7 protein-coding genes are annotated in these 12240 nt (G+C 71.6%); 3 read left to right on the top strand and 4 right to left on the bottom strand.

Annotated features, from left to right (window positions below):
- A partial coding sequence (locus tag CAP_RS46855; RefSeq protein ID WP_156041666.1) for an EGF domain-containing protein occupies window positions 1-969 on the top strand: 969 nt, incomplete at its 5' end.
- 267 nt (window positions 970-1236) lie between these two features.
- Here the strand turns inward: CAP_RS46855 and CAP_RS42540 are convergent.
- The 4 genes from CAP_RS42540 to CAP_RS46850 form a co-directional block, all read right to left on the bottom strand.
- Window positions 1237-1755 carry a hypothetical protein gene (locus tag CAP_RS42540; RefSeq protein ID WP_044252250.1) on the bottom strand — a complete coding sequence of 173 codons (519 nt, stop codon included), beginning with the start codon at window positions 1753-1755 and terminating at the stop codon, window positions 1237-1239.
- A gap of 404 nt (window positions 1756-2159) precedes the next feature.
- A complete protein-coding gene (locus CAP_RS42535; protein ID WP_156041665.1) occupies window positions 2160-3059 on the bottom strand; it encodes a hypothetical protein in 900 nt (299 codons plus the stop codon).
- 530 nt (window positions 3060-3589) lie between these two features.
- The gene (locus CAP_RS42530; protein WP_052376916.1) at window positions 3590-5497 is read right to left on the bottom strand and encodes a sigma-54-dependent Fis family transcriptional regulator; all 1908 of its coding nucleotides are present in this window, start codon (window positions 5495-5497) and stop codon (window positions 3590-3592) included.
- A gap of 24 nt (window positions 5498-5521) precedes the next feature.
- Window positions 5522-7396 (bottom strand): sigma-54-dependent Fis family transcriptional regulator, encoded by a 1875-nt coding sequence (locus tag CAP_RS46850; RefSeq protein ID WP_052376915.1) that lies wholly within the window; start codon window positions 7394-7396, stop codon window positions 5522-5524.
- A gap of 276 nt (window positions 7397-7672) precedes the next feature.
- Between CAP_RS46850 and CAP_RS54725 the strand changes: the two genes are divergently transcribed.
- Entirely contained in the window at window positions 7673-9904 is a 2232-nt protein-coding gene (locus CAP_RS54725; protein WP_052376914.1) for a thrombospondin type 3 repeat-containing protein, read from the top strand.
- 221 nt (window positions 9905-10125) lie between these two features.
- Window positions 10126-12240 (top strand): thrombospondin type 3 repeat-containing protein (locus CAP_RS53090; protein WP_197041593.1); only part of this gene is annotated, 2115 nt, incomplete at its 3' end.

The following is a 12240-nucleotide window of genomic DNA, read 5'->3' as shown; positions in this document are numbered from 1 at the left end:
GCTGGCGGCGGCACGGGCGGCGCTGGCGGCATGGGCGTCGGCGGCGCTGGGGGCGGCGAGGGCGGCGCTGGGGGCGGCGTGGTCACGCCTGTCTGCGGCGACGGCTCGATCACGGGCGCCGAGGCGTGCGACGACGGCAACACGACGGGCGGTGACGGCTGTTCCAGCACCTGCGCCGTCGAGACCGGCTACACCTGCGCGGGAACCCCCTCGGTCTGCGCCGACATCAATGAGTGCCAGAACGGCACCGACAACTGCGACACCAACGCCGCCTGCACCAACCTGCCGGGATCGTTCAACTGCGCCTGCAACTCCGGCTACCAGGGTGACGGCACCACCTGCACCGACATCGACGAGTGCATGCTGGGCGTCGACGACTGCGCCGCCGGCGAGACCTGCGTCAACACCCCCGGCGGCTTCACCTGCGACACGGCGGTGTGCGCTCCCCCGAACATGGTCTGCGGCAGCCAGTGCGTCGACACCGCCAGCAGCGCGGCCCACTGCGGCTCCTGCGACAACGCCTGCGCCGCCAACCAGGCCTGCGAGAGCAGCACCTGCGTGGACTTCGGCAACCTGCGGATCAACGTGATGTGGAGCCGCGCGGGTGACGTCGACCTGTTCGTCGCCACGCCTAACGGCAACATCATCTCCTACCTGAACGTGGGCCCGAACGCCGGCACCGATGGCGGGCAGCTCGACGCCACGGACGACACGGGTACCGGCCCAGAGAGCATCTTCTGGGACACTGCCGACATGCCCCCGAGCGGCAGCTACAGCATCTGCTTGAACGCCTACAACCAGTACTTCGACCCTGACCTCAGCGCTGCCGATCCGGTCAGCTACATCGTGAAGGTGCAGCGACCCGGGGAGCCGACCCAGGAGTTCTCGGGCGTCTACACCGAGGACACCGACAGCACGCAGTGCGCGCCCGGCACCGTGAATTACGTCGGCTCCTTCGACTACCCCTGATAGCAGCCGCCCGGCTCACGCCCGCCCTCCTCGCCGAGGGCGGCGCTCGCCGTAGCTCTCCCCCCTCACCACACCACCAGCAAGCATCTCCTGAGCCCCGCCGGCAGCCCAAAACGACACCACCGGCGAACGCCTCGTGGGCGCCGCCGGTGGCCGCTCCGTCCCGGGGACGGTTCCTTCCGTCAAGCTGACGGCTCTTCACCCGCGACTGCGGTGCAGGCAATCGTGACGCCCCCTCGCGGTGGGGGTCATCCCGGGCCTGCGCGCTCAGCCCGCGACCGAGACCGGCGCGTCTTCCTCGAAGGCCTTTGCCTTCGCCGGCTCCTTCGTCGGCTCCTCCGCGCCCTGCTCCGCCGCGGCCTCCTCGTTCCGCACCCGGGTCAGCCGCGCCTTCTTCGCCGGCGCCGTCTGGTAGTTGATGATCGGCGTCAGGGCGTCGAGGATGTCGCCGCGCTCGGGGGATACCCGCGCCCGCCGACGGCCCTGGGCGCTTATCTCGCCGAGGAGCGACGCGATGGTGTGCCCGTGGCTGAGGACCGTCTGCCGCAGCTTGTCGGACATCCGCTCCGCCGCCTTCAGGAACATCACCGCCTGACGATACTCCTCGATCACGCTCCGCAGCTCCGTCACGTCGTCCGGGTTGAGCCCGGCGCTCGCGATTTCCTCGGGCGTGAGCAGCATGACGGCATTCATGGCGTCATGCGCCTCCACCCTCAGCTTGCCCAGCTTCGAGCGGTCTTCCTTCGCTACTGTCTTGATGACCACGCCGCTGGCATTGATATTCATCTCGCCAACGTCGGGTTGTGTCGGACCAGCCATTGCTCATTCCTCCATACAGGGGATTGGCGTCCCTGAGCCCCAGTGCTCGGGTCGTCAACGCGAGAGGCAATCTATCTACCGCCTTCACTTTGTAAATAGGGGACAATGCGATTTCTAGAGAATGTTCCAGGCACGTCACGTGCAATGGTTCATGGGAAGCAACGCATGTGATTCGATGTGTGCTGTCGAAAATTCGACGCTCTGGTCGTGCAGAGCTGGTATGGCGATTGCGGGCGCATGGAATCGCGTGTTGCTGAAATGAAGACGACACGCCTCGCCTTCAATGAGAAGGCCGACGCGGTGCCATCGAGGATGGTTATCGAGAGGGAGAAGGTGAATGAGGAGGAGGGCGCCCCGGCCATGAGGCGCCCTCACGAGGATGGGATCCGGCGTCCCGCGCAGGGGGGTGGGCTCCCGGACCGCGCACCGAGCTGCGCACCCGGCAGGTGGCACTCGTCGAGCGCGGTGCAGACGACCGCGATCCCGGAGCACGCGCCGTTCGTGCAGCCATCGGCGCTCGTGCAGGGGAGCAGCTCGGTGACGTTGGTGAGCTTGGAGATCGGAAAGGCGCCGAGCGCGGTGGCGGACGTGTCGACCCGCATGCCATACAGGTCGACGTTCCCGTTCCACACCACGAGGTAGTTCGTGCCACCGAAGGCAAGGTCGACGTTCTCGACAGGAGTCGACCCGTAAGCGGTGGCGGTGTGGAGAAGGCGCCCCACAGTCGGATCGAGCAGCGTCCCTGCCGGTGACACGCGCACGCCGCGGATCTCGTACGGTGTGGTGTTGGAGGCTAGACAATCCGGGGCGTTCCAGACGACGAGGTAGTTCGTCCCGTCGAAGGCGATGTCCGGCGCCATCTGGTCGCCGGAGGCCAGCCTGTAGATCGGGCTGTCCACCCCGAGCTCGGGCGACACGATCGGATCCAGCACGGCAGGGTAGGCGCTCCCCTCGACCAGCTCCTCGGGCACGGTGATGGTCAGCTCGCCGTTCCCGTACCGCACCGGCAGCGACGCCGTCTCGCCCCGGCCGTCAATCCAGGTCGCGCGTCCATACCGCAGCCCGATCCCCGTCGCCGGATCCACGAAGTGGTGCCCGAGCGGCGTCTCCCCCGCGTACTCCTGCCCGGAGACGTGCACCCGGACGTCGAGGTCACCCTCACCGGCCGGACGCTCCGCGAACGAGAAGCTCTGCTCGACACCTTCCTCCACGTTGCGGAGGTGCTCGACGACCTCACCCCGAGCGAGCGCGAGGTGCCCGTCCGTCTCCACGCGCCCCACCCCTGGCGTGACCGCCGAGGGCTGGCCTGGCGGCCAGCATCCGCTTCTGCAGCCGAGCGTCCGCTTTTGCAGCCAATCGTCTGGTCCTGGAGGACACGACCTCCAGTCCCCGACGACACGACCTCTGGTCCCCGACGACACGACCTCCAGTCCCCGACGACACGACCTCCAGTCCCCGACGACACGACCTCTAGTCCCCGACGACACGACCTCTAGTCCCCAGGGACACGACCTCTGGTCCCCGACGACACGACCTCTGGTCCCCGACGACACGACCTCTAGTCCCGAGGACCATCCTGTCGAGCCCCGGAGGACACGACCTCTGGTCCCCGAGGACACGACCTCTGGTCCCCGAGGACACGACCTCTGGTCCCCAGGGACACGACCTCTGGTCCCGAAGGACACGACCTCTGGTCCCGGAGGACACGACCTCTGGTCCCGGAGGACACGACCTCTAGTCCCCCACGACACGACTCCTCTCCCAGAAATCACGCGCTTTCTGCCTCCCAGGGAACGACGGCTCACCCGCGGCTGGACGGCGGGGAGGGTTCGTCGTCCGTCGGCGTCCGGTCCAGGCCCAGCTCCTTGACCTTGCGCGACAAGGTGCGGAGCGGCGTGCTGAGGGCCTCGGCGGCCCTGGCGCGGTTGCCACCGGCTTCCTTCATGGCCTCCGTGATCTCCCGCTCCTCGGTCCGCCTGAGGGTCTCCCGCAGGGGCAACCTGGACGGCTGGGACGGCATCCCAGGGACCGTGGGCGGCGTTCCCTCGCGCGTGCCCTCACCAGATGAGGGCGGCGCCGGAGGGGCCTCGCGCCGCGCGGCGCGCACGCGGGGGCGCAGGTCTTCGGGGAGGATGGTGTCGCCGCGGGCCACGATCGCGGCGTGCTCCATCTCGTTGCGCAGCTCGCGCATGTTGCCGGGCCACGGGTAGGCGCGCAGCAGGGCCAGGGCCTCCCCGGAGAGGGCCTTGAGGGGGAGGCCGTTGTCCTGGCTGACCTTCTCCAGAGAGAGGCGGGCGTGGTTGCCGATCTCGTCGACGCGCTCGCGCAGGGGCGGGATCTCCAGGGTCTCGATGTCGAGGCGGTAGAGGAGATCCTCGCGGAACCGCCCCTCCCGCGCGAGCGCGTGCAGGTCGCGGTGGGTGGCGGCGATGACCCGCACGTCGACCTTCATCGCCTGCGTCGCGCCCACCGGGGTGAACGTGTTGCTCTCCAGGACCCGGAGGAGCGCGGCCTGTGCCGCGGGCGAGAGCTCGGCGACCTCGTCGAGGAAGAGGGTGCTGCCGCTCGCTGCCTGGAACAGGCCGTCCTGCTTCTTCTCCGCGCTGGTGAAGGCGCCCTTCTCGTGGCCGAAGAAGGTGCTCTCCTGGAGCCCCTCGGGGATGGCGCCGCAGTTGACGCAGATCATGGCCCTGTCCTTCCTCGGGCTGTTCTCGTGGATGAACTGCGCCAGCAGCTCCTTGCCGCTCCCCGTCTCGCCGCGGAGGATCAGGCTGCTGCGCGCCCGGGCGAACAGCTTGGCCCTCTCGACCACCGGCGCGAAGGCGTGGCCCTGGATCATGGTCACGCTGCCCCCTCCGAGGGGGCGCGCGCTCCGGGGCGCCGCGGGGGCTTCCTGGACCGGGTGCGCGGCGCTGGCGCGCTTCGCGGCGTCGCGGGCGGGGGTGCGGAGCGCCTCGGCGGAGGTGGCGTGCTCGCGGCACACGGCGATCCCCACGAGGAACCGGGGGCCCGGGCGGCCGCCCGGGGGGGCGATGGCGCCCGCGACCTTGCGGGCATCGTCGAGATTCGCCTCGGGGAGGAGCACGAGCGCGGTGTCGGGGGTGTCGAGGGTGATCCTGTCGACGGGGCGGAGCCGCTCGCGGAGGTGAGAGACCCAGGCGCCCAGCGGCAGCTCCGCGGCGACCTCGGGGGAGACCCGCACCGCGAGCAGGGCGAACGGGCGGCCCACCAGGCGGGCGCGGGTCTCCTCGTCGTGGAGGCGCTCGCGGAAGGTGGCGTCGGTGTCCACCGGGTGCTCGGGGGCGCTGTCGAGCGGGTGGGCGAGGACGCGCACCTCGACCTCGCCGAGCCGCACCTCGCTGCTGATCTGGATCTCGGCGCGCCCTGCGCGGGCGCCGTCGACGTGGGTGCCGTTCGTGGAGCCGAGGTCCTCGACGTAGATCCTGCCGCCTTCGAGCGAGAACCGCGCGTGGGTGCGCGAGAGGCCGGCGCCCTGGAGGACGAGGTCCGAGGGGCTGGCGCGGCCCACGACGAGGGACTTGCCGGGGAGGAGCTGCTCGCACTTCGACGGGCCCTGGGGGGCGTACGCGAGGAGGGAGAGGACCAGCCGCGGGGGTCGTCGATCCTTGCGATCGGCGTGGTCGTCGGGGAGCCGCTCGGTGGAGATCTCGGACTGCGCGCGCGCGTCGCCGCCAACGTCCATGGGCATGTCTCGTGCTCTTCCTGTGCGTCTTCAGGGCTTCACGGGTTTCTTGATCCCGTACTCCGTCACCCAGCGCGAGAAGGTGCGGCGCGGGATGCCGAGCAGCTCGGCGGCCTTGGTCTGGTTCCAGCCGGTCTTCTCGAGGGCGCTCCGGATGCGCTGCGCCGTGAAGGCCTCGACCTCGTCGGTCAAGGTGCCCTGGGGGAGCGGCGGGGGGGCGGGGGCGCTCGTCGCCGGGGGCGTGCGCTGGCCGGACGAGGGGGGCGGCTTGAGGTCGTCGCGCAGGTTGTGGCGCAGGGTGGCCGGGAGGTGCTCGGGGAGGATCTCGCCGTGCTGGGCGAGGACCACGGCGAGGTGCACGGCGTTGCGCAGCTCGCGGTGGTTGCCGGGCCAGTGGTAGGCGCAGAGCAGGGCCATCGCCTCCTCGGACATGCGCCGCACCTGCCGCTTGTGCAGCTTGTTGGCCTTGCGGATGAAGAGGCTCACCAGATCGCCCATCTCGTCGAGGCGCTCGCGCAGGGGCGGGATCTCCAGGACCATGCCTTCGAGGCGGTAGAAGAGATCCTTCCGGAAGCTGCCCTCCTCGACCATCTCCTGCAGGTTGCGGTGGGTGGCGGCGATGATCCGCACGTCGACCTCCACCTCACGGTGGGTACCCACGCGGGTGAGCTTGCGGCTCTCCAGGACCCGGAGGAGCGCGGCCTGCGCGGCCATGGACAGCTCGGCGACCTCGTCGAGGAAGAGGGTGCTCCCGTCGGCCTCCTCGAACATGCCGGCGCGCTGCTGGGCGGCGCCGGTGAACGAGCCCTTCTGGTGGCCGAACAGCTCGCTCTCCAGGATGGACTCGGCGATGCCGCCGCAGTTGACGCGCACCATGTTCCGCTCGCTGCGGGGGCTGTGCTGGTGGATGTAGCCCGCCAGGAGCTCCTTGCCGGTGCCGGTCTCGCCGTGGAGGACCACGGTGAGGTTGGAGTTGGCGACGGGCGCGAGGTCGCGCAGGAGCCTCCTCAGCGAGGTGCCGGCGACCAGGTCGTCCCCGGTGGCGGTGGAGAGGCTCGCGGTCCAGGGCGCGGTGGGGGCCTCCTGCACCCGCTCGGTGGTGCTGGTGCGCGAGCACGCCTCGTCGGCGAGCGAGATGAGGGCCTCGGCGGTGATGGCAGCGGCGGGGTAGACGGCGAGGCCGATCTGGAAGGCGATGCCGCCGTCGCCTCCGTTTTCGGGGGCGGCGATGATCTGCGCAATCTTTAAGGCGGCCTCGGCTTCGATCTGCGGGAGCAAGACCAGCGCCGCGCTCGGGGTGTAGAGGCGCATGTGGTCGACCTCGCGGAGCTTTCCCCGGAGCTTCGCGGCCCAGCGCTCGGCCGGGATGTCCTCGGCGATCCGGGCGGAGACGCGCACCGCGAAGAGCGCGAAGACGTGGCGGAAGTGCTTGGCGCGGGTGACCTCGTCCTGGAGGCGCCGGCGGAACATCTCCTCGGGCTCGAAGGCGGACTCGCGGGGGACGCCCACGGACTGGATGCGCACCAGCACGTCAGAGCCGAGCGTGATCTCCTCGCCGAGCGGGACGTCGACGCGGTCCATGCCGAGGCGCTTCCGGGCGATCCAGGTGCCGTTCGTGGAGCCGAGATCCCTGACGCTGATCTTGCCGTCCTGGAGCAGGAACTCGGCGTGCCGGCGGGAGAGGCTGCGGTACGGGAGGCACCTGTCGGCCACCGCGTCGCGGCCCACCACGAGGGGGCGCCCGGGCACGAGCCGCTCCACCGAGGTCTCACCGGCGTGGTGCAGCAGGAGAGAAAACGAGATCTCGAGCGATGGGCGGACAGGGGGATCGCCGGGATCTCCGGGGAGCTTCTCGGTGCTCGTCTCGCCGGGCGTACGGGTGTCCTCGCGCTCGTCCCTGGACATACCTGGCCATCCTAACGCGGCCGATCCGGGTTCGTGCACCCGAGAGCGAGGCCCTCGCAGCCGGTAGTCCAACGCACCAGCACGAGGCGCAGACCTTGCGCGGATGCGCTGGGGCGCCGCGATGCCGGGGGATTCTCATGCTCGCGTCCGGTCGCAGGGGGCGGTGGACGGCGGCGCGGGACGGAGCGCGGGACGGGGTGCGGGACGAGGCGGGGACGGGGCGCGGGCGTGGCTGCCGGTGTCCCGGGGGGCGATGGAACCGGTTAGCCTGGCAGGATGAGCAGGATCGTGCGGAGGCTCCTGGCGACGGCGGCGCTGCCCCTGGTGGCGCACGCGGGCACGGCACACGCGGGGGCAATCGCCGCCACGGGGGACGCGCAGGCGCTGACGCACGTCAGCCAGATCCTCGGGGTGGTCGGCACGGGCAACTTCGACGAGGGGCCCACGTCGGGCACCGTGCCGGCGAACGTGTACGCGGCCCAGGGCCTCGTCTGGCAACAGGGGTCGTTCTCCACGTTCTTTCCGGGCTGCGTCACCCCGGGCTCGGCGCAACTGCTGAACTATTACGGTTCTCCCGCGGGGAACTTCCCGTCGCCGGCCGGGGGCGGCACGCAGGTCGGGCAAGCCAGCTACACCTCGTTCGTGGCGAAGTTCAGCACGTACGTCACCCAGGTGGGCCTCACCGCCTCCACCAACGGAGAGCAGTTCCTGACGGCGTGGAGGGCGAACGGGACGCTGATCGGGCAGGTGCGCTGGACACCGAACGGGGACTCGGCCTTCGTGGGGATCGACACGCTCGGCGAGCCGATCGCGATGGTCGCCTTCGGCAACGACGATCTCATGGGCGGCGGAGCCTTCGACATCGGCGGCGCGACGACCTTCAGCGACTCGTGGATCTGGGCCACGGGGAGCTGCACCACGAACGCGCAGTGCGACGACGGGAACCCCTGCACCACCGACACCTGCGTGGGCTCCGCGTGCCAGCGGGTGAACAACACCGCAGCGTGCAGCGACGGCAACGCCTGCACCGACGGCGACGTGTGCCAGGGGGGGTCGTGCGTCGGGGGGACGCCGAAGACGTGCACGGCCATCGACGGTTGCCACGCGGCGGGGCTCTGCGACCCGACGACCGGGATGTGCTCGACGCCCACCCTGCCCAACGGGACGGCGTGCGACGACGGCAACGCCTGCACCCAGGTCGACGGCTGCCAGGGGGGGTCGTGCGTGGGCCAGGCCCCGGTGACCTGCCCGGAGCCGCAGCCGGGGACGTGCCGGCTCCAGGGCGCCTGCGATCCGACGACGGGGATGTGCTCCGACCCGCCCGCGCCCGACGGCAGCGGCTGCGGCGACGGCAACGCCTGCACCGACACCGACACCTGCATGGGCGGGGCGTGCACCAGCCAGAACCCGGTGGTGTGCGCGCCCCCCAACGACTGTCATGTGCAGGGGACCTGCGACGTGGCGAGCGGCGTGTGCACGCCGGTGCAGAAGGTCGACGGGGCGGCGTGCAGCGACGCCAACGCCTGCACGGTGGGCGATGGCTGCCAGGCAGGGAGCTGCGCGGCAGGTACCCCGGTGCAGTGCCCACCGCCCGATGCGTGCCACGAGCAGGGGGCGTGCGATCCGACCACGGGAGCCTGCACGCAGCCGGTGCGGCCGAACGGGACGCCCTGCGGGGGCGGGGGGACGTGCCAGAACGGGGTGTGCGCCATCGCCGACGCGGACGGCGACGGGGTGCAGGACGCCGTCGACAACTGCCCGGCGGTCTACAACCCGAGCCAGGCCGATCTCGACGGCGACGGGCTCGGCGATCTGTGCGACCCCGACGACGACGGCGACGGGGTGCTCGACGCTGCCGACAACTGCCCGCGCACGCCGAACCCCGGGCAGGAAGACGCGAACGGTGACGGGATCGGGGACGCTTGCTCCTGCGCCGATCCGCCGCGGCCCGATGGCTCACCCTGCGACGATGGACAGGCCTGCACCGCCGTCGACGTGTGCCAGGGCGGGGTGTGCGTGGGGACCGAGCCGGTGGTGTGCCCACCATCCGGCAACGTCTGCCAGGTGACGGGCTGCTTCCCGATCACGGGCGAGTGCACGGCCTACTCGAACGAGGGAGCGCCTTGCCCCGGCGGGGTGTGCGTGGCGGGTGGGTGCCTGATCGAGGGGGCCAGCACCAGCGCGACCAGCGGCAGCGGGGGCAGCGGCGCGGGAGGCAACGGCAACGGGGGGAGCGCGCCCACGGGCGGCAGCGGGGCCGGCATGGGGAACGGGAGCGGCGCGGGGAGCGGCGCGGGCGCGGGGAGCCCGGCGGGCGTGGGCGGGGCGTCGCTGCACGGCAGCGGGGTGACGTGCGCGGTGGGCGGGGCAGTGGGCGGCGGTGGCAGCGCGGGCGACGGGCGTGACGGGGGCGGCGGGCGCGAGGGGCGCTCTGGCGGGGCGCCCTGGGTGCTCTCGGCGGTGTCGCTGCTGCTGGCGTTCCGGCGGCGGCGCAACGCCCGGGGATGAGCGCACCGGGAGGGCCGGAATGGAGGGGGTGAGCGCACCCGGGGGGCCGGGGTGCCCTCCCCTCCTCCATCGTCACGCGGCGTGACCGTTCCTCGTCACGCGGCGTGACCGTTCCTCGTCGCGCGGCGTGACCGTTCCTCGTCGCGCGGCGTGACCGATCTCGGGCATCGCCGCGTGCGAGGGCGTGCCCTTCAGGGTCGAGATCAGGGTAGGTTGGCGCGATGCGAAGAGTGACGCGAGGCCTCCTGCTGACCCTGGCGCTGCCGGTGCTCACCGCGGCAGGTGCGGCGCAGGCAGGGACGATCACCAGCGTGGGGGCCGTCCAGGCGCTGACGCACAAGAACCAGATCGTGGGCGCCATCGGGAGCGGCAACTTCGACGAGGGGCCGACGACGGGGTACGTGCCCTCCGATGTGTACGCGTCGCAGCACCTCGTCTGGCAGCAAGGTGATTTCGGCGGGATCCTGCAGAACTGCGTGACCCAGGGGAGCACCTCGCGCCCGGCGTACACCTTCTATCCCTCCCTCTTCCCGAACCCCACGGGCGGGGGTGCGCACGTCGGCCAGGCTGCATCGGGCGGACACGTGGCGCGGTTCACCACCAAGGTGACCCAGGTCGGCCTCACCGCCAGCACCAATGGCCAGCAGTTCCTGACGGCCTGGAGGACGAACGGGACGCTGATCGGGCAGGTGAGCTGGCAGCCGACCGGAGACTCGGCCTTCGTGGGGATCGACACGCTCGGCGAGCCGATCGCGATGATCGCCTACGGCAACGACGATCTGGCGGCGGGGGCGACATATTCCTCGAGCGGAAACACCATCTACTCCGACACGTGGATCTGGGCCTCGGGCACCTGTCAGTCGAACGCCGAGTGTGACGACGGGAACCCCTGCACGACCGACACCTGCGTGGCGATGCTCTGCCAGCGGGCGCCCAACGACAACGCCTGCAACGATGGCAACGCCTGCACCGACGGCGACGTGTGCCACGGCGGGGTGTGCGTGGGCGGGGCGCCGAAGACGTGCACGGCCATCAGCCCCTGCCACACGGCGGGGACGTGCAACCCGGCGACCGGGATCTGCTCGACGCCGATGCGGCCCAACGGGACGGCGTGCAACGACGCCAACGCCTGCACGACAAACGACACCTGCCAGAGCGGCGCGTGCAGCGGTGGCGCGATGGTGGCCTGCCCGGCGCCGCAGCCGGGGACGTGCCGGCTGACCGGGACCTGCGATCCGGCGACGGGGATGTGCTCCGACCCGCCCGCACCGGACGGCAGCGCCTGCGGCGATGGCAATGCTTGCACCGACACCGACACCTGCACGGGCGGGGTGTGCACCAGCCAGAACCCGGTGGTGTGCGCGCCTCCCAACACCTGCCACGAGCAGGGGACCTGCGACATGGCCAGCGGCGTGTGCACGCCGGTGCAGAAAGCCGACGGGGCGGCGTGCGACGATCAAAACGCCTGCACGGTGGGCGATGGCTGCCTCGGAGGGAGCTGCGCCGGAGGGACGCCGGTGGTGTGCCCGCCACCCGACGCGTGCCACGAGCAGGGGACGTGCGATCCGACCACGGGAGCCTGCACGCAGCCGGTGCGGCCGAACGGGGCGCCCTGCCCCGGCGGAGGGACGTGCCAGAACGGGGTGTGCGCCATCGCCGACGCAGACGGCGACGGGGTGCAGGACGCCGTCGACAACTGCCCGGCGGTCTACAACCCGAGCCAGGCCGATCTCGACGGCGACGGGCTGGGCGACGTGTGCGATCCCGACGACGACGGCGACGGGGTGCTCGACGCCGCGGACAACTGCCCGCGCACGCCGAACGCGGGGCAGGAGGACGCGAACGGCGACGGGATCGGGGACGCCTGCTCCTGCGCCGATCCGCCGCGGCCCGATGGCTCGCCCTGCGACGATGGGCAAGCCTGCACCGCCGTCGACGTGTGCCAGGGCGGGGTGTGCGTGGGGACCGAGCCGGTGGTGTGCCCGCCGTCGGGGAACGTGTGCCAGGTGCTGGGCTGCTTCCCGCTCACGGGAGAGTGCGCGGCCTACTCGAACGAGGGGGCGCCCTGCCCGGGCGGGGTGTGCATCGCAGGTGGCTGCCTGATCGAGGACGCCAGCACCAGCGCGAGCAGCAGCGGGGGCGGCGCTGCGGGCGGCGCAGGCGGGAGCGGCAACGGCAACGGTGGGAACTCGCCCGCGGGAGGCACCGGCGCCAGCAACGGCCAGGGAGGCGGCGGGATCCCGGGGAGCCAGGCCGGCGTGGGCGGAGCGTCGCTGCACGGCAGCGGGGTGATGTGCGCGGTGGGCGTGGTGGGCGAGGTGGGCGAGGTGGGCGAG

Source organism: Chondromyces apiculatus DSM 436 (assembly GCF_000601485.1).
GTDB lineage: Bacteria > Myxococcota_A > Polyangia > Polyangiales > Polyangiaceae > Chondromyces > Chondromyces apiculatus.
Note: the sequence above shows the minus strand (reverse complement) of the source record. Positions and strands in the feature narration are given on the sequence as shown.

Coding starts and splice junctions, on each gene's coding strand:
- CAP_RS42540 (WP_044252250.1), bottom strand. CDS start 1,755: ATGAATATCAATGCCAGCGGCGTGGTCATCAAGACAGTAGCGAAGGAA.
- CAP_RS42530 (WP_052376916.1), bottom strand. CDS start 5,497: ATGCCCATGGACGTTGGCGGCGACGCGCGCGCGCAGTCCGAGATCTCC.
- CAP_RS46850 (WP_052376915.1), bottom strand. CDS start 7,396: ATGTCCAGGGACGAGCGCGAGGACACCCGTACGCCCGGCGAGACGAGC.
- CAP_RS54725 (WP_052376914.1), top strand. CDS start 7,673: ATGAGCAGGATCGTGCGGAGGCTCCTGGCGACGGCGGCGCTGCCCCTG.